The following is a 17,607-nucleotide window of genomic DNA, read 5'->3' on the forward strand; positions in this document are numbered from 1 at the left end:
GATGGACGACTCCACCGCCGCGACCTCCGAGGACTCCGCGACCTTCGTCCAGTCCCTCGCCCGCGGCCTCAGCGTGATCCGGGCCTTCTCGGGCGAGCGTCCGGCGATGACGCTCTCGGAGGTGGCCGAGCACGCGGGCATCTCTCGCGCCGCCGCGCGGCGCTTCCTGCTCACCCTCGAGTCCCTGGGCTACGTCACGAGCGAGGCCCGCGCCTATCGCCTGACGCCGCAGGTGCTCGAGCTGGGCGTCAGCTACCTGTCGTCGCTGTCCCTCCCGGAGGTGGCCCAGCCCCACCTGGAGGCGCTCGCCGCAGAGCTGGGAGAGTCCGTCTCGGCCGCCGTGCTCGACGGCGCTCGGATCGTCTACGTGGCGCGTGCGGAGGCGCGACGCATCATGAGCGTGCGCATCGCCGTCGGCACCCACTTCCCGGCACACGCCGCCGCCATGGGACGCGTCCTGCTCGCGTCCCTCCCGGAGGACGCGTGGGAGGAGCGCCTGCGTCAGACGGGCCTCGCAAGGCTCACCAGCCGCACCGAGATCGACCTCTCGACGCTGCTCGGCGTCCTGCGGGAGACGATGGTCCACGGGTGGGCCGCCGTGGACGGGGAGCTCGAAGAGGGCCTGCGGTCGGTGGCCGTGCCCGTGCGCGGCCCGCACGGCATCGTCGCCGCCATCAACGTCGCGACCGGAGCGGGCGCACCCCGCGACGCGGAGACCACCGAGGGCTTCGTCCACGCGCTGCAGCGCACCGCCCGCGCCATCGAGGACGAGATGCGCCGCGTGTCCCTCACGCACAGCTGACCGAGGCAACCCTCCCGCTCCGCGATAATGGGCGCCATGCCGTCGCAGCCGCCCGTCCACGCCAGCAGCCACCCGCGGCGCTGGGCCGGTCCGCTCACCGGCGGCATCCTCGGCATCGGCCTCGCGGTGATCGGATGGGCCGCGATCGCCGGCACGGGCGCCGGCGAGGACAACACCCCCGCGGACCTCGCCGACGCCCCCACCGCGGCCGGCGACCCCTCTCCGACCGCCCCTTCAAGCGCATCGGCGCCACCCCCCGTCGAGCCGAGCGAGACTCCGGAGCCCGAGCCGGACGTGACCTTCACCCTCGTCGCAGGAGGCGACATCCTCACGCACGGGCCCGTGCTGCGCTCTGCCCAGCGCGCGGCAGGCGGCTCGGGCTACGACTTCGCCCCGCTCATGGAGAACGTGCGGCCGTACGTCAGCGGCGCGGACCTGGCGATCTGCCACATCGAGGTGCCGATCGCTCCCGAGGGGACGCAGCCCAGCGGCTACCCGGTGTTCGGCGCGCCGCAGGAGCTCATCCCGGCGCTCGACGCTGAGGGCTGGACCGGTTGCTCCGTAGCGTCGAACCACTCGGTCGACCGCGGCTTCGCGGGGCTCGAGGCGACGCTCGACGCGTTCGACGCGGCGCGCATGGGCCACTCGGGCACCGCGCGCACCGAGACCGAGCAGCTGTCGACGCAGCTGTACTCCGTGCGCTCCGAGGGACGCGTGGTCGACGTCGCCTCGATCTCCTTCACCTACGGCCTCAACGGGCTGCCCAAGCCCGAGGGCAAGCCCTGGGCGGTCGACACCTTCAATGCGGACGACGCGAACGTGACGCCCATCCTCGAGGCGGCGCAGCGCGCTCGCGACGAAGGCGCCGACGTCGTCGTCGCGTCGGTCCACTGCTGCGTCGAGTACCGCACCGAGCCCACCGACGCGCAACGGTCCATCGCCTCGCAGATCGCGGACTCCGGCCTCGTGGACCTCTACATCGGCCACCACGCGCACGTCCCGCAGCCCATCGAGCTGCTGCCCGGCGGCCCGTCCGGCAAGGGCATGTGGACCGCCTTCGGCCACGGCAACTTCCTGTCGAACCAGGACACGCAGTGCTGCGTGGCGGCGAGCAACTCGGGCTACATCACCACCTCGACCATCACCGTGGACCCCGAGGGCGGGGTCGACGTGTCCGTCGAGTGGACCGGCGTCACGGTCGACCGCCTCGACTCGCACACCATGCAGGTGCTGCGCGACATCGTGGACACCGGATCGGCGAGCGTCAGCGCGGCCGAGGCGAAGGCTCGCTTGGCCCGCGTCGCCGACGCGGTGGGCGACGAGGCGCCCGAGCGCACCTCCCCGCCCGAGCAGCTCGCCGACAACGGGTACGCGCACCTGCGGTGGTGGCAGCCGGGGGCGTAGGTCCCGCGCGGTCGCGCCAGGGCGCCGGGTCCTGGTGGCTTCGCGCCGATGCGCGCGCTGGGTTCGGCGGGGACCGTGCCGTTCGCGTGGGCTCGCCCGGGCGTGGACCGTGGCCTGCGCGCCGTGCGGGCGGCCTGCACATCCGGGGGCGGGCTCAGCCCAGGCGGTCCTCGGCGAACGCCGCGTCGTGCTCCTGCGGCCGCGGGTCGATGAGGCTCGTGGTGAACTGCGGCCGCGACTCCCCCACCGCTCCCGCGGGCTGGGCGACGCCGAAGAGCCAGCCCTGGCCGTAACGCCAGCCGCAGTTGGCCAGGAACTCGGCCTGCGCCTCGGTCTCGATGCCCTCGGCGATCGTGGCGAGCCCCAGCTCGCGCGCGAGGGCGCCCAGGGCGCGCGAGACGCGCGCGCCCGCCGGGTCCTCGGGGATGCCGGCGACGAAGGACATGTCGAGCTTCACGCCGGACACGGGCAGGTCGCGCAGGTAGCTCAGCGGGGACACGCCCGTGCCGAAGTCGTCGAGCAGGATGGGCACGCCCGCGTTGCGCAGCTCGGTGAGCTCGTGGCGGATGCGCGTGTTCGGCGCCACCAGCGACGCCTCGGTGAGCTCGACCACGAGCCGCTGCGGGCTCAGGTGGTAGCGGCCGATCGCGCTGAGGACGCGGTCCGCGAACTCCGAGTCGCCCAGCTGGTCGGCGCTGACGTTGAGCGACACCCAGGTGGTGGTCGACGGGCCGTGCGCGAGGAACTCCGCGGCCTGGTCGACGAGCGCCGTGCCGAGCGCCACGGACAGGTTCTTGTCCTCGATGAGCGGCAGGAACGCCGACGGCAGCAGCAGCCCCCGCGTCGGGTGCTGCCAGCGGACGAGCGCCTCGTAGCCGACGATGGTGCGCGTCGCGAGCTCGAGGATGGGCTGATAGTGCAGCACCAGCTGGCGCGCCTCGATGGCGGCCACGAGGTCCTGCGCGAGCGCCGACTGCGCGTCGGTGGTGGTCCGCATCGACGGCTCGTACACCTCGGTGCGCGACTTGCCGGTGGACTTCGCCCGGTACATCGCGGCGTCGGCGGCGCTCAGCAGGCTGGGCGCGCCGCCGGAGGTGGTCTCCTCGTCGGCCATCGCGATGCCCACGGACGCGTGGAGCGTGATCTGGTGGCGCTTCACCTGCACGGGGCGCTTGAGGCCCTGGTGGATCGCGCCGGCGATCTCGAACAGCGCCTTCGAGCAGTCGGGGTCCTGGACCACGATGACGAACTCGTCGCCGCCGATGCGCGCGACCGTGCCGCGGCCCGCCGCGGCGGTGCGCAGGATGCCGGCGACGTGGACGAGGGCATTGTCACCCATCGCGTGACCGAAGCGGTCGTTGAGGCCCTTGAAGCCGTCGAGGTCGACGGCGATGACGCCCACCCGCGCCTCGGCGTCGGGCTGCTCGAGGACGTTCTGGAGCACGTCCTGCAGCAACGTGCGGTTCGCGAGGCCCGTCAGCGGGTCGTGCATGGCGCGGTGGGCCATGAGCTCGGAGTGCATGCGGTCGTCCGTCGAGTCGCGCACCTGCACCACGTAGTGGTCGGGAGCGCCGCCGGCATACCTGACGAGGCCCACGTCGAGAACGGCCCACACCACGTTGCCGTCGGCGCGCACGTAGCGCTTCTCCACCGAGAAGCGGTTGGAGTGGCCGTCGTACAGCCGCTGCAGCTGGTCGCGCTCGGCGTGCAGGTCCTGCGGGTGGCTGAGGGCCGAGAACGGCGTGCCGCGCAGCGCGGACACCGTTGAGCCCATCATCTCCGCGAAGGCACGGTTGACCTCCATGAGACGCCACTCGAGGTCCACGAGCGCCATGCCCACGGGGGCGTTCTCCATCGCCTTGCGGAACTGGGCGTCGGAGCGGTTGAGCGCCTCGGCGGCCTCGCGCAGGCCTGAGGTGTCCATCATCGTGACGACCGTGACGGGACCCTCGTCCAGGCTGTCCGGCACCACCCGCGCGCGCACCTGGATCCAGCGCACGTCGTCCGCGCCGCGGCGTCCGGGGACGCCGACGATCCGCGGGTTCTCGTCGGTCCTGCCGATGCCGAACGCCTCCCGCAGCAGGATCGGTCGCAGCTGGTCGTCGACCGCGCGAAGGTTGAGCCTCGCGATCGGCAGGCCCACCGCATCGGCCCTGTTGACGTCGAGGATGCTCGCGGCGACGTCGGACATCAGGGCGATCTCGTCGGCCTGCGTGATGATGAGGACGCCGTCACGCGCCGAGGACAGCACCGCGTCGAACTGACTGCGGAGCTGGCGCTCGCGGGCGAGCATGGTGTCGCGGACCTTGCGCGCCTTGTAGGAGCGCCAGAAGGAGTAGAAGGCCAGGGCAGCAAGACCCAGCGCGAGCACCGTGACCGTGATGGCCACGGCAGGCTGCTCGAGCTGATCTACGACTGACCCCATGGCTCTCCCTCAGCATCGTCATCGAACGCCGGAGTCTCCACGGTAGTGGGTGACTCCCCTCGCAGAATAGCGAGCGTCGACGCCAATTCGTCAGGAGTGACCAATACCTCACGAGCCTTCGAGCCTTGCGACGGCCCTACTATCTCGCGGGTCTCGAGCAGATCCATGAGCCGGCCGGCCTTCGCGAAGCCCATCTTGAGCTTGCGCTGGAGCATGGAGGTCGAGCCCAGCTGGGTGCTGATGACGAGCTCCGCCGCGGCGATCAGGTCGTCGAGGTCGTCGCCAATGTCCTCGGCCACCGCGGCGGCACCGCCCTGCGGCTGGGTGACGTCCTCGCGGTACACCGGGTTCGCCTGGTTCTTCACGTGGTCGACGGCCGCGTGGATCTCGGACTCCGACACCCACGAGCCCTGCACGCGCATCGGCTTCGACTCCCCCATCGGCATGAAGAGCGCGTCGCCCTGGCCGATGAGCTTCTCCGCGCCGGGCATGTCGAGCACGACGCGGGAGTCGGCGAGCGAGCTCGTCGCGAACGCCAGGCGGCTCGGCACGTTGGCCTTGATGGTGCCCGTGATGATGTCCACCGACGGGCGCTGCGTCGCGAGCACCAGGTGGATGCCGGCGGCGCGCGCGAGCTGGGTGATGCGCTGGATCGACTCGTCCACGTCGCGGGGCGCGACCATCATGAGGTCGGCGAGCTCGTCGACGATCACCAGCAGGTACGGGTACGTCGTGATCTTGCGCTCGGAGCCGGGCAGCGGCTTGACCTTGCCAGCGCGCACCGCCTTGTTGAAGTCGTCGATGTGCTTGAAGCCGAACAGCGCCAGGTCGTCGTACCTCATGTCCATCTCCTTCACGACCCACTCGAGGGCCTGGGCGGCCTTCTTGGGATCGGTGATGATGGGCGTGATGAGGTGCGGGATGCCTTCGTAGATGGTGAGCTCGACGCGCTTGGGGTCCACGAGCACCATGCGCACCTCGTTGGGGGTGGCGCGCATGAGGATCGAGGTGATCATCGAGTTGACGAACGAGGACTTTCCGGCGCCGGTGGCACCTGCGACGAGCAGGTGCGGCATCTTCGCGAGGTTCGCCAGCACGAAGCCGCCCTCGACGTCCTTGCCGATGCCGATCGCCATGGGGTGGTCGTTCTTGGTCGCCGTGGGAGAGCGCAGCACGTCACCCAGCGAGACCGTCTCGCGATCCACGTTGGGGATCTCGATGCCGATGGCCTTCTTGCCCGGGATGGGCGACAGGATGCGCACGTCGGGGCTCGCGACGGCGTAGGCGATGTTCTTCGACAGGTTGGTGATGCGCTCGACCTTGACGCCCTGCCCGAGCTCGACCTCGTACCGCGTGACGGTCGGGCCGCGCGTGAAGCCCGTCACCTGCGCGTCGACGCCGAAGTCCTCGAGGACTGCGCTGAGCGCCTCGACCACGCGGTCGTTGGCCGCGGAGCGGGTCTTGTGCGGGGCACCCTTGGCGAGCACCTCCATGTCGGGCAGCACGTACGGGTTGGAGTTCTCGAGCTCGCCCTGCTCGCCCGTGGGGACGATGCTCGTGGCGGGGGGCGCGTTGCGCTCGGGGGCCACGTCGGCCAGCACGTCGTACCCAGCGGTGTCGACGTCCTCGCCCGCGGGGTCGTACGGCGACAGCGAGCGCGTCTCGAGGACCTCGGTGCCGGCCATGCCCGCTCCAGCGCCCTTGCCGCCCAGATCGTTGCCGTGCGGCGGTGTCGCCGCGCTCGCCGCGCTGCCCGGGTTGATGATCTCGTCGAACTCGGTGTGGTCGATGCTCGCGGCGTGCGCGAACGCCTCGTCCGCCTCGTACCCGTCGAGCGCGTCGTCCTGGGCCTGCGCGGACTTGCCGCGGCTGAGCAGGCGGCGCCTGTGCTTGGGCTCCTTCTGCGGGATGCGATCGAGGGTGCGGTGCTCGGGCAGGTCGAGGTAGTCCTCGGCCTCCTCGTCGCGCCCGCGCAGCCGGCCGACGAAGGCGCGCACGTGCGCGACGACCTCGCGGATGGGCTTGCCGATGATGATGAGCACGCCGAGCAGTCCCAGCAGGATCAGGACGACCACGGCCAGCGGAGCCGTCAGCGCCCACGCGAGCGGCGTGCCGACCAGGTAGCCGAGGATGCCGCCGGCGTCCTGGATCGCCTCGAGCCCGTCCTCGTTGGGGCTGGGACGGCCAGCGTTGATCTGGATGAGGCCGTCGATCGTCAGCACCAGGATGACCGCGCCGAGGGTGATGCGGTGGTTCGCCTCCTCCTCGCCCGGCGCGCGGAACAGCCGGACCGCGAAGGCGAGCAGGACGATCGGGATCGCGAAGGCGAGCACGCCGAAGGTGCCGGCGACGACCCAGTGGATGGCGACACCCACCCACGACTCGAGGCCCCACCACTCGCGCGCGGCGATGAGGATCGCGGCGATGACGAGGGTGATCGCGAGCCCGTCGCGCCTCACCTCGGGGCTGACCTCCTTGGCGCCGTGACCGATTGAGCGGACCGAGCCGCCCACCGCGCCGGACACGCCGCGCCCCATCGCCGCGACGCCGCGCAGGACCGCGGGCGCGGGCTTCTTCTCGGGCGCCTTGGAGCGTGACGCCGGTGACTTCGGGCGCGTGCTCGTAGAACGTGACTGAGCCATGGTTCCGGACGCTACCCGCGCATCGGCGCTTTGCACGGTTGCCACCCCGCGTGCGCCCACACCCCGCGATCCCCTTGCCGAGTTCGTGTAGGCCTCGCCCACATTCAGGCGCGCGCGGCACCCAGCGTGGAGCGTAGGGCTCCGCTTCATCGATGCAACGGCACCAGCACCCGCTCCTCGCATACCGCGATCGCGGGTACCTCTACCGTGCCGTTCGCGTCGGGCTCCTTCGCGACGTCCCAACCGGGCCAGTTCAACTCCTGCGTGACCCATGCGTCCACGAGAGGGTCCTCAGCTTCCAGGCACGCGACCATGTCCTCGATCGCGGCTGCGAACTCTGCCTCGGATACTTCGGCCCGGTCATACGGCCAGTCGACCGTGTTCTCGGGTGGCGCGGAGGCGACCTCCACAGCGGTGCCCGTCGCCCCGTTGATCAACGTCCGGCTATCCAGCGGCTCCGCCAGTTGCACGACGACGTAGTCCTGGCAGTCGTCGCCCGCGCTCTCGATCAGCCCGCCGCTGCCCGACGGCGTCACCGTCACCTGCTCGGTGGTCTCGTCCACCTCGACAGGTTCGGCCTCATTGCACGAGTCAAAGGTGATCGCGACTCGCGTGCCGTCGAGTGACAGCTCAGCGGCGTCGACCTCGGTCGCCGGCGCGCACGCGCCAAGGGCCACGGCCACACCGCACGCGAGAGCACAGCCCCACGCGCGCATCGGCCCTCCTCAGGTGCTCTCTACGACTCGATGATGATCGGGATGATCATCGGCCGGCGGCGCAGCTTGGTGCCCACATACCGGCCGAGGACCCGGCGCATCACCTGCTGCAGCTGGTGCTGGTCGGTCGAGCCGGTGCGGGCGGCGTCCTCGAGCGCGTTCTTGATCTGCGGCAGGATCGCGTCGAACACGCTGTCGTCCTCCGCGAGGCCCCGCGCGTGGACCTCGGGGCCGGAGACCACCTTGCCGTTCGCCGAGTCGATGACCGCGAAGACGGACACGAAGCCCTCCTCTGACAGGATGCGGCGGTCCTTGAGCTCGGTGTCGGTGATCTCGCCCACCGAGGAGCCGTCGACGTAGACGTTGTGCGTCTCGACGGCGCCCACGACCTTCGCGCGGCCGTCCTTCATGTCCACCACGACGCCGTTCTCGGCGAAGACGACGTTCTTTTCCGGCACGCCCGTCTTCATCGCGAGCTTGCCGTTCGCGAGCAGGTGGCGCACCTCGCCGTGCACCGGCATGACGTTGCGGGGCTTGACGATGTTGTAGCAGTACAGCAGCTCGCCCGCGCTCGCGTGGCCGGACACGTGCACGCGCGCGCTGCCCTGGTGGACCACGGTCGCGCCCAGGCGCATCAGCCCGTTGATGACGCGGAACACCGCGTTCTCGTTGCCCGGGATGAGCGATGAGGCGAGGATCACCATGTCGCCGGGGCCCACCCGCAGCTTGTGGTCCAGGCTCGCGATGCGGCTGAGGGCGGCCATGGGCTCGCCCTGCGAGCCGGTGCACATGTAGACCACCTTCTCGGGCGGCATGTCATCCGCCTTGCGGGCATCCACGAGGATGTTCGCCGGCACGTCGAGGTAGCCCATCTCCGCGGCGATGTTCATGTTGCGCACCATCGACCGGCCCACGAAGGCGACGCGGCGGCCGTGCGCGTGCGCGGCGTTGATGACCTGCTGGACGCGGTGCACGTGACTCGAGAAGGAGGCCACGACGAGGCGGCCCTCGGCCTGCGCGAACATCTGGTCGAGGACCGGCGTGATCTCGACCTCGGAGGCCGTGAAGCCGGGAGCCTCGGCGTTGGTCGAGTCCGTCATGAACAGGTCCACGCCGCGCTCGCCGAGCTTGGCGAACGCGCGCAGGTCCGTGATGCGCCCGTCGAGCGGAAGCTGGTCCATCTTGAAGTCGCCCGTGTGGAGCACGGTGCCGGCGTCGGTGGTGATGAAGACCGCGAGCGCGTCCGGGATCGAGTGGTTGACCGCGACGAACTCGAGGCCGAACTTCCCCAGCTGCTCCTGCTGGCCCTCCTTCACCGCGAGGGTGATGGGCTTCATGCGGTGCTCGCGCAGCTTGGCCTCGATGAAGGCGAGCGTCAGCTGCGAGCCGATGATCGGGATGTCCTCGCGCAGGCGCAGCAGGTAGGGCACCGCGCCGATGTGGTCCTCGTGGCCGTGCGTCAGCACGATCGCCTCGATGTCATCGACTCGGTCCTCGATGTAGCCGAAGTCGGGAAGGATCAGGTCGACGCCGGGCTGGTGGTCCTCGGGGAACAGCACGCCGCAGTCGACGATGAGGAGGCGGCCGTCGATCTCGAAGACGGCCATGTTGCGGCCCACCTCGCCCAGTCCTCCCAGCGGGACGATGCGCAGGGTGCCGGGCAGCAGCGGCTTCGGTTCGGTCAGCTCGGGGTGGAAGTTCACGGGGCTCCTAGGGAAGGGCGACCTCCGCTGCGCTGAGCGCCGACGCGAGCGAGGCGTACTCGTCGTCGTCGAGCGGCAGGAGCGGCAGGCGCATGTGGCGCCCCGGGATGACGCCGAGCAGCTGCATGGCCGCCTTGGCGTTCGCGGCCCCGGGGCCGTTGAAGATGGCGTCGTGGACGGGCAGCATCCCGTCGTGCAGCGCCTCGGCGCTGGCGGTGTCGCCGGCGTCGTGTGCGGCGATCATCGCCGCGATGCGCTCACCGGCCACGTGGGCGGACACGGAGACCACGCCCACCGCGCCGGCGCGCAGGAAGTCGAGAGTGAGGGGGTCATCGCCCGAGTACCAGGCGAGACCCGTGCGTGCGATGCGGTCCTTGGCCTGCTCGACGCCGCCGGTCGCGTCCTTGTTCGCGACGATGGTGTCGAGCTCGGCGAGCGCGTCGAAGGACTCGTCCGTCAGCGCCACGCCTGTGCGGCCCGGGATGTCGTAGAGCATCACGGGCAGGTCGGACGCCGCGGCGATCGCGCTGAGGTGCGCGACGATGCCTTTTTGCGACGGCTTAGAGTAGTACGGCACCAGGCCGAGGATGCCGTCGACTCCGGCCTCCGCGCCCTGCTCCGCCATGCGGATCGCGTGGGCGGTGTCGTTCGATCCCGCCCCCGTGATGATGGTGACGTCCGGTCCCACGGCCTCGCGGACCGCATGGATGAGGTCGACCTTCTCGGGAGCGTGGGTCGTGGGCGCCTCGCCCGTGGTCCCCGACAGCACCAGGCCGTCGGATCCGTGCGCGACGAGGTGCCGCGCGAGCGCCGCCGAGGCCTCGAAGTCGATCTCGCCGTCCTCGTGCATCGGCGTCACCATCGCGGTCAGCACGGTGCCGAAGGGTCGCGAGATCGTCATGGGCATAACCTACCGCGACCAGGCCCGTCTCTCCCCCGCGATCGCCACGCCGTACCGCTCAACACACGGCGGTGACGCCTGGGACGCGAGCGACGCATGTGCAGCCCCAAGCGCCACAAGGTCCGCCTCTGTCACAGGTGTGTGGTGAGCGGTACGCCAGCTCGTGGCGATCGCGTGCGGAGGGCCGATGCGCTCGCCGGGCCGTGCGCCCGGCGTCACCTCTCGCCGCGGGTCGCCACGGTGAGCAGCACCGCGGCGTCGGTCACCGCCTCGAGCCCGTGGCGCGCGGGCGGGATCACCAGGAAGTCGCCGGCGCTCATCGCGAGCTGGCGGTCGCCCGCAGTGAAGGTCACCTCGCCGCGCAGCACGTGAAGCGTCGCCTCGCCGGGGCTGTCATGCTCGTGCAGGCTGTTGCCGCCCGCGAGCGCGATGAGGGTCTGGCGCAGGTCATGGTCGTGGTCGCCCACGAGCGTCACCGAGTGGCGCCCGCTGTGCGCCTCGTACGCGAGAGCGAGCTGCTCGTCCGCGAGCGCCGCGAGGTCGACGATCTCCATGTCAACCATGGTGCCGCTCTCGCGCGCTCAGCGCACGGGCACGGCCGCGGTCGCGACGCTCAGCCTGCGGCGACGAGCGCCTCGATGTCCCCCTCGTCGAGCTCGCCAGAGCCGTCGATGACGAGCGTCGCCTGCGTCGCCTCGAACGCCGGGATGGCCTCCCCGCCTACGCCGACGGCGGGGAACGTGATCGCGTCCACGGTCGCCTCGGGCTTGGACAGCTCGACGATCACGGAGTGCGTGCCGCCTGCATCAGCTCCCACGAGGAGCGCGCGCGGCGTCGTCTCGCCGAACACGTCGTCCCACTGCTGGACGACCTTGGAGATGGGCGCCTCGGACGCGGTGCGCTCGCCGTCGAGCGTGACGCCGACGACCACCGATGCCGGAGCGGTGAGCACCACGGAGTCCGACGTGACGGTCGCGCCGTTCGCGGGGATGACCCACAGGTCGCCCTCGGCGCTGTTGTTGCTGACCGCGGCGATCGCCCAGCCGCCGAAGAGGCCCAGGGCGAGGGCGATGATCGTGACGACCGCCGTCACCTGCAGACCGGTGCGCCGCGGCTCCTTGGTCACCTTGATGTCGCCGGACTTCGCGTCCTTGCTGTCGCTCACTGCTGCTCTCCCCGTCACCCAACTGAACTGTCGACGCCCCTAGTGTGGCGCATCGGCGCCCTGCGAACCGCATCGGCGCTCCCCCGGGCCGTCGCCAGCCGGGCGTACGCTGTCGCCATGGCCGCGATCCCCACGCCGTACGAGGACCTGCTGCGCGACGTGCTCGCGACCGGCACCCGCAAGGACGACCGCACCGGCACGGGCACGCTGTCGGTCTTCGGCCGCCAGCTGCGGTACGACCTGTCGCAGGGCTTCCCGCTGATCACCACCAAGCGCGTCCACGTGCGCTCCGTCGTGGGCGAGCTGCTGTGGTTCCTGCGCGGGGACACCAATGTGAGGTGGCTGCAGGAGCGCGGCATCTCGATCTGGGACGAGTGGGCCGACGAGGACGGCGACCTCGGGCCGGTGTACGGCTACCAGTGGCGCTCGTGGCCGGCTCCCGGCGGCGGCCACGTCGACCAGATCGCCGCGGTGATCGAGTCGATCCGCACCAAGCCGGACTCGCGCCGGCACATCGTCAGCGCGTGGAACCCGGCGCTCGTCGACGAGATGGCGCTGCCACCATGCCACGCGCTGTTCCAGTTCTACGTCGCGGACGGCAAGCTGTCGTGCCAGCTGTACCAGCGCAGCGCCGACCTGTTCCTGGGAGTGCCGTTCAACATCGCGTCGTATTCGCTGCTCACCCACATGATCGCGGCGCAGACCGACCTCGAGGTGGGCGACTTCGTGTGGACCGGCGGCGACTGCCACATCTACTCCAACCACCTGGAGCAGGTCGAGCTGCAGCTGAGCCGCGAGCCGTACCCCTACCCGACCCTGTCGCTGCCGACCAAGGACTCGCTGTTCGACTACGACATCGACGACGTGGTCATCGACAGCTACCAGCACCACCCGGGCATCAAGGCCCCGGTCGCCGTCTAGCCGCCCGATGCTGAGAGCCATCTGGGCGCAGGCGCGCGACGGGGCCGGCCGGCCGGTGATCGGCGCCGCCGGGGACATGCCCTGGAACGTGCCCGAGGACCTCGCGCGCTTCTCAGCGCTGACCCGCGGCGGCGCGGTCGTCATGGGGCGCCGCACCTGGGAGTCCTTCCCCGAGCGCTTCCGGCCCCTCCCGGGCCGCATCAACGTCGTCGTCACGTCGGCAGAGTCCGTCGAGGGCGCCGATGCGGTGGTCGCCTCCCTGTCGTCAGGGCTCGAGACAGCGGCGCGCCTCACGCCCAACGGGGACGTGTGGGTCATCGGGGGTGGCCGCGTCTACGCGGCGGCGCTCGACGCCGTCGACGGGCTCGAGGTCACTGAGCTGGATCTCGAGGTCGACGGCGACACCTACGCCCCGGCGATCGATCCGGCCGTCTGGGAGCTCACGGCGGAAGGCGACTGGGCGACGTCGCGCACGGGCGTGCGCCACCGCTTCCTCACGTATACCCGCCGGTAGGCCCGCGCATCCCAGCCGGCCCGCGCATCGGCCGTGCGCGCTTGTCGCCTCCTGCCGCTCGGCCCGCACGAACTCGCGGACCAACTCTGAGATCGTGCGGGCGCCCCCGCCTGAAGCAGTCTGACCCGCGCAGTTCGTCCGCGAGTTCGTGCACGCTGGCAGGATGAGCGCATGCGAGCCCCCGCGTACGCCATCCCTCATCGGATCGAGACCGAGCGGCTCATCATCCGCCGCTACGTCGAGGCGGATGCCGAGCAGCTCGCCGCCGTGACCACGCGCAACGTCGAGCACCTGCGCCGGTACATGGAATGGATCAGGTTCGAGCCCCAGTCCATCGAGCAGCGCCGCGCCTGGATCGCCGAGGTGAACGCCAAGGCCGACGCTGGCGAGGACTACACGCTCGGCATGTTCCTGCGCGGCGGCGACGGCAGCGAGGGCGAGTTCGTCGGCGGCACCGGGTTCCACGTGCGCTCGCGGCCCGAGCGTCTGGCGATCGGCTACTGGATCTCCTCGGAGCACGAGGGGCGCGGGCTCGTGACCGAGGCGTCGGCCGCGCTCACCGTCGTAGGCCTCACGGTGACCGGCGCTACGGTCGTCGACATCTCGCACGCGCCCTCCAACGAACGCAGCGCGGCGGTGCCCGCCCGGCTGGGCTTCGAGCGTCAGGACGACGGCGGCGAGGAATGCTTCGACGGCGGCTGTCACGAGCAGTCCGTGACCTGGTTCGCCACCTGGGACTCGCTCCAGTCGGAGCCGCTGGCCTCGACGCCGCGCCCGCGCCTCCTCGACGAAGCCGGCGCCGTGCTGCAGTGGCCGGCATGACGCCGCTCGACGGCGCCCCTCGCACGATCGTGGCGCCGCGCGTGGTGCTCCGTGCGTTCTCGGCCCACGACGCCGAGGCGTTCGATGCGCTCGTGATGTCGAGCATCGAGCACCTGCTGCCGTGGGAGCCGTGGGCTGCCGACGAGCCGCATCCTCTCGAGCAGCGTCGCCGCGACCTCGCCGACCTCGCCCACCAGCTCGCCGCGGGCATCGCCGCGCACTACGCGATCGAGCGACTCGCGGACGGTGCGCTGCTGGGCTCAGCGGCCCTCGTGACCGGCGCGAGCCAGGACCGCATCGAGCTCGGGTACTGGCTCGGGGTCGCCCACCTCGGTCAGGGGTACGCGACCGAGGCGTCGGCAGCGCTCACGGCGGTGGCCCTCGATCGTCTGAGGCTCCCCCGCGTTGAGCTTTGGGCGGACACGCGCAACCTCCCATCCAACGGCGTGGCCCAGCGTCTGGGCTACCAGCTCGTAGGCACCGAGCCCTCGTACCGCGAGCACCCGGGCGAGGTGCCGCTCATGAACGTCTGGGTCGCCGAGCCGGGGTGGCGCGTCCCCTGACCACCGTCACTGGCCCCACAAACCAGGCGCCACCGCGCCGGCCCGTGGCCCCGAGACGCCGTGCCAGGATGAGCGCATGCCGCGCCTCGACCGACCTCGCCAGCAGGCGCTGTCGGTGTCGATCGCGACGGGCGCGTATGCCGTCAGTTTCGGCGCCCTGTCGGTCGCGGCGGGCCTGGACATCTGGCAGACGATGGCGCTCAGCCTGCTCGTGTTCTCCGGCGGATCGCAGTTCGCCTTCGTCGGCGTGATCGGCGCCGGCGGCTCCCCCGGCGCCGCCATCGCCACCTCCACCGTGCTGGGCCTGCGCAACGGGTTCTACGGTGTGGGGCTCGCGCCGGTCATGCGACCGATGCGCGGGTTGCGGCTCGCATGGGCGAGCCAGGTGACGATCGACGAGTCGACGGCCGTGGCCCTCGCGCAGCCGGCCGAGGACCTCGAGGCCAGGCGTGCGGGCTTCTGGTGGACCGGGGTCGGGGTGTTCGTCCTGTGGAACGCCATCACGGTCGTGGGCGCCGTGCTCGGCTCGCGCATCGGCGACCCGGCGCAGTGGGGCCTCGACGCCGCGGCCGCCGCCGCGTTCCTGGGCCTGCTGTGGCCGCGCCTCGCGACCCGTCCCGCACAGGCCGTCGCCGCCGCCTCTGCGGTGCTCGCGCTCGCCCTGACGCCGGTGCTGCCGGCGGGTCTGCCGATCCTCGCGGCCGCGCTGGTCGCGATCGTCGCAGGCTGGCGCGCGCCCCGTACCGCGGACGAGGTGCCCGAGTGAGCTCCTACGCCCTCATGTGGGCCGCCATCGTCGCGGCGGGCCTGCTCGCGTGGCTGACGAAGCTCGCCGGGCACACCGTGCCCGAGCGGTGGCTGGAGAACCCGCGCGTGCACCGCATCGCCGTCTTCGTCACGGTCGCGCTGCTGGGGGCGCTGTTCGCCGTCCAGGCCTTCACCTCGGGCTCGTCCATCGTGCTCGACGCCCGCGTCGCGGCCGTCGCCGTGGCCGCGGTGCTGCTGTGGCGGCGCGCGCCGTTCATCGTCGTGGTGTTCGCCGCAGCCGCCGTAGCGGCGGGCCTGCGTCTGCTCGGCTGGGGCTGACCCGCACGCGCTCCGCTGCCACGCCTCTACCAGCGTTGCCGGCTCGACCCAACACCGGCGGTACCTGGCGTGGCTGGCGACCCGCGCATCGGCGCTCCTGCCCACCGCCCGCGCACGTGGCGCCCTCGCCCGTGGCGCCCGCGTACGCTGGATCCATGCCCACCGCCGACGTCTCCGCCCGTCCCGCCGTGCCCGGAGACGAGGAGGCCATCGCCGCCATCCAGCTCGCGGCCTGGCACGGGCTGGTGGGCGCGGACGCCGTCGCCCAGATCCCGCGCGACCAGGTGCTCGCCACCTGGCAGGCGGCCATCGAGGCTCCCCCGTCGCGCGAGCACCGCGTGTTCGTCGCGACCGATGGGCCTCAGGTGGTCGGCTTCGCCGCGCTCGGCTCCGCGGGAGAGATCATCGCGCTCGAGGTCGCGCCCGAGCACCGCCGGTTCGGCCACGGCTCGCGCCTGCTCGCGGCGTGCGTCGACACGGTGCGCCTCCAGGGCGGCACTGCCGTCCGGGCGTGGGCACTGGAGGGGGACGATGCGCGCGTCGCCTTCCTGACGGGCGCCGGCCTGGGAGAGGGCGGGGTCCGACGCGGCATGGAGGGGCCCAACGGCGAGCTCGCCGAGCTGATGTTCCGCGCCGAGCTCGAGGCCTGAGCGAACCCGCTCAACCCGCTCAGGGACGGGCGCGCTTGCGCTCCGCGCGGTAGAGGTCCGCCGCGTGGCGCATCGACTTGCGCGCCATCGAGCGGTCGCGGTTGTCCTCGTAGGCGTGGGCGACGTGGAACCAGGCGGCCCAGTCCTCCGGGTTGATCTCCGCGTTGCGCCGGGCGGCCTCGAAGCTCGCCTCTGCGGCCTCCTCGGTGAGGCGGCCGCCCGGAAGGGTCTCGCCGCCGCCGATGGGCAGGCGCCCCTCGCGCTCCAGCTGGCTCGCCATCTGCTGCGTCGTGATGCCCAGCCGCCACTCGTGGTAGAGCCACCACACGCCGACGGTGGGCAGCACGAGCAGCGCTCCGCCGAGGATGCGAGCCGCGATCTCGGGGGCGCGCAGGAACGCGAAGGCGAAGTCGGCTACGAAGACGAAGTAGAGCGAGACCAAGACCGTCATCGCGACGGCCGCGAGGAACGCGGGGTTGCGGAACAGGTTCATCTACAGCGACATGTACTTGTCGAGGCCGACGGTGAGCCCGGGGTGGGAGGCGACCTCGCGCACGCCCAGCAGCACGCCGGGCATGAAGGACACCCGGTCGAAACTGTCGGTGCGGATCGTGAACGCCTCCCCGGCGTTGCCGAACATGATCTCCTCGTGGGCGACCAGGCCGCGCAGGCGGACCGCGTGGACGTGGACGCCGTCGAGGTTCGCCCCGCGGGCGCCGTCAGGGTCGTGGGCGGTCGCGTCGGGCATCGCGGGCAAGCCTGCCGCGGCGCGCGCGGCGGCGATGCCCCGCGCGGTGTGGGCGGCCGTGCCGGAGGGCGCGTCCACCTTGTCCGGGTGGTGCAGCTCCACGACCTCGGCCGACTCAAAGTACGGCGCGGCCGCCTCGGCGAAGCGCATCGCGAGCACCGCGCCGAGCGCGAAGTTGGGGGCGATGAGGACGCCCAGCTCGGGGCGCTCGCGCAGGTGCTCCTCGACGCGGCCGAGAGACTCGGCGGTCCACCCCGTCGTGCCGACGACGGCGTGGATGCCGGCGTCGATGAGCGCGTGGACGTTGGCCTCGGTCGAGTCGGGCACCGTGAAGTCGACGGCGACGGTCGCCTGCGCGTGCACCGCAGCGGCGACGTCGTCGTCCGCGTCGAGCGCGGCCACGACGGCCAGGTCCTCTGCGGCCTCGACCGCCCGCACCACGTGGGAACCCATGCGCCCGGCGGCGCCCAAGACTGCGACGTTGATCATGGCCTCGAGCCTAACGGCCACGCGCTGCGCCATCGGCCAGGATCCCGTGCGGAGCG

Annotated in this window: 18 protein-coding genes; 9 read left to right on the forward strand and 9 right to left on the reverse strand. The window is 71.7% G+C overall.

Features of this window, described 5'->3' with window-relative positions; translation table 11 throughout:
- Position 1: 1 nt before the first annotated feature.
- Together B7K25_RS03775 and B7K25_RS03780 are read left to right on the forward strand one after the other, a co-directional pair.
- The gene (locus B7K25_RS03775) at positions 2-802 is read left to right on the forward strand and encodes an IclR family transcriptional regulator C-terminal domain-containing protein (RefSeq protein ID WP_084104338.1); all 801 of its coding nucleotides are present in this window, start codon (positions 2-4) and stop codon (positions 800-802) included.
- Between the two features lie 36 nt (positions 803-838).
- Positions 839-2,206, forward strand: a complete 1,368-nt coding sequence (locus B7K25_RS03780) for a CapA family protein (RefSeq protein ID WP_084104528.1) — start codon at positions 839-841, stop codon at positions 2,204-2,206.
- Positions 2,207-2,360: 154 nt separating this feature from the next.
- Here the strand turns inward: B7K25_RS03780 and B7K25_RS03785 are convergent, their stop codons facing one another.
- From B7K25_RS03785 to B7K25_RS03815, 7 genes are all read right to left on the reverse strand, one after another.
- Entirely contained in the window at positions 2,361-4,631 is a 2,271-nt protein-coding gene (locus B7K25_RS03785; protein WP_084104339.1) for a bifunctional diguanylate cyclase/phosphodiesterase, read from the reverse strand.
- Positions 4,616-7,273 carry a DNA translocase FtsK gene (locus B7K25_RS03790; protein ID WP_084104340.1) on the reverse strand — a complete coding sequence of 886 codons (2,658 nt, stop codon included), beginning with the start codon at positions 7,271-7,273 and terminating at the stop codon, positions 4,616-4,618. The genes B7K25_RS03785 and B7K25_RS03790 overlap by 16 nt, the downstream gene beginning before the upstream one ends.
- Positions 7,274-7,419: 146 nt before the next feature.
- Positions 7,420-7,989 (reverse strand): hypothetical protein, encoded by a 570-nt coding sequence (locus tag B7K25_RS03795; RefSeq protein ID WP_084104341.1) that lies wholly within the window; start codon positions 7,987-7,989, stop codon positions 7,420-7,422.
- 20 nt (positions 7,990-8,009) lie between these two features.
- Positions 8,010-9,692: a ribonuclease J gene (locus B7K25_RS03800; RefSeq protein ID WP_304441517.1), complete on the reverse strand. Its 1,683-nt coding sequence runs from the start codon at positions 9,690-9,692 to the stop codon at positions 8,010-8,012.
- Between the two features lie 7 nt (positions 9,693-9,699).
- Entirely contained in the window at positions 9,700-10,593 is an 894-nt protein-coding gene (gene dapA, locus B7K25_RS03805) for a 4-hydroxy-tetrahydrodipicolinate synthase (RefSeq protein WP_371328277.1), read from the reverse strand.
- Between the two features lie 215 nt (positions 10,594-10,808).
- On the reverse strand, positions 10,809-11,147 hold the full coding sequence (locus B7K25_RS03810; RefSeq protein ID WP_084104343.1) for a cupin domain-containing protein: 339 nt from the start codon (positions 11,145-11,147) through the stop codon (positions 10,809-10,811).
- 59 nt (positions 11,148-11,206) lie between these two features.
- The gene (locus B7K25_RS03815) at positions 11,207-11,758 is read right to left on the reverse strand and encodes a hypothetical protein (RefSeq protein ID WP_084104344.1); all 552 of its coding nucleotides are present in this window, start codon (positions 11,756-11,758) and stop codon (positions 11,207-11,209) included.
- 117 nt (positions 11,759-11,875) lie between these two features.
- Between B7K25_RS03815 and B7K25_RS03820 the strand changes: the two genes are divergently transcribed.
- The 7 genes from B7K25_RS03820 to B7K25_RS03850 all read left to right on the forward strand — a co-directional run bounded on the left by B7K25_RS03820 (position 11,876) and on the right by B7K25_RS03850 (position 16,314).
- Positions 11,876-12,679 (forward strand): thymidylate synthase, encoded by an 804-nt coding sequence (locus B7K25_RS03820; protein WP_084104530.1) that lies wholly within the window; start codon positions 11,876-11,878, stop codon positions 12,677-12,679.
- Positions 12,680-12,686: 7 nt separating this feature from the next.
- Positions 12,687-13,193 (forward strand): dihydrofolate reductase, encoded by a 507-nt coding sequence (locus tag B7K25_RS03825; protein ID WP_084104345.1) that lies wholly within the window; start codon positions 12,687-12,689, stop codon positions 13,191-13,193.
- Between the two features lie 171 nt (positions 13,194-13,364).
- A complete protein-coding gene (locus B7K25_RS03830; RefSeq protein WP_084104346.1) occupies positions 13,365-14,015 on the forward strand; it encodes a GNAT family N-acetyltransferase in 651 nt (216 codons plus the stop codon).
- Positions 14,012-14,578: a GNAT family N-acetyltransferase gene (locus tag B7K25_RS03835; protein ID WP_159450099.1), complete on the forward strand. Its 567-nt coding sequence runs from the start codon at positions 14,012-14,014 to the stop codon at positions 14,576-14,578. Before B7K25_RS03830 ends, B7K25_RS03835 begins: the two co-directional genes overlap by 4 nt.
- A 76-nt stretch (positions 14,579-14,654) precedes the next feature.
- Positions 14,655-15,344, forward strand: coding sequence for an AzlC family ABC transporter permease (locus B7K25_RS03840; RefSeq protein ID WP_084104348.1), 690 nt, complete (start codon positions 14,655-14,657; stop codon positions 15,342-15,344).
- Positions 15,341-15,664: an AzlD domain-containing protein gene (locus B7K25_RS13835; protein ID WP_371328278.1), complete on the forward strand. Its 324-nt coding sequence runs from the start codon at positions 15,341-15,343 to the stop codon at positions 15,662-15,664. The genes B7K25_RS03840 and B7K25_RS13835 overlap by 4 nt, the downstream gene beginning before the upstream one ends.
- A gap of 155 nt (positions 15,665-15,819) precedes the next feature.
- Positions 15,820-16,314: a GNAT family N-acetyltransferase gene (locus tag B7K25_RS03850; protein WP_084104349.1), complete on the forward strand. Its 495-nt coding sequence runs from the start codon at positions 15,820-15,822 to the stop codon at positions 16,312-16,314.
- 19 nt (positions 16,315-16,333) lie between these two features.
- Here B7K25_RS03850 and B7K25_RS03855 read toward each other — a convergent pair whose 3' ends face one another.
- On the reverse strand, positions 16,334-16,807 hold the full coding sequence (locus tag B7K25_RS03855) for a hypothetical protein (protein ID WP_084104350.1): 474 nt from the start codon (positions 16,805-16,807) through the stop codon (positions 16,334-16,336).
- Positions 16,808-17,551: a 4-hydroxy-tetrahydrodipicolinate reductase gene (gene dapB / locus B7K25_RS03860; protein WP_084104351.1), complete on the reverse strand. Its 744-nt coding sequence runs from the start codon at positions 17,549-17,551 to the stop codon at positions 16,808-16,810.
- Between the last annotated feature and the right edge of the window lie 56 nt (positions 17,552-17,607).

The sequence above is a fragment of the Demequina sp. NBRC 110056 genome (genome assembly GCF_002090155.1).
Lineage (GTDB): Bacteria > Actinomycetota > Actinomycetes > Actinomycetales > Demequinaceae > Demequina.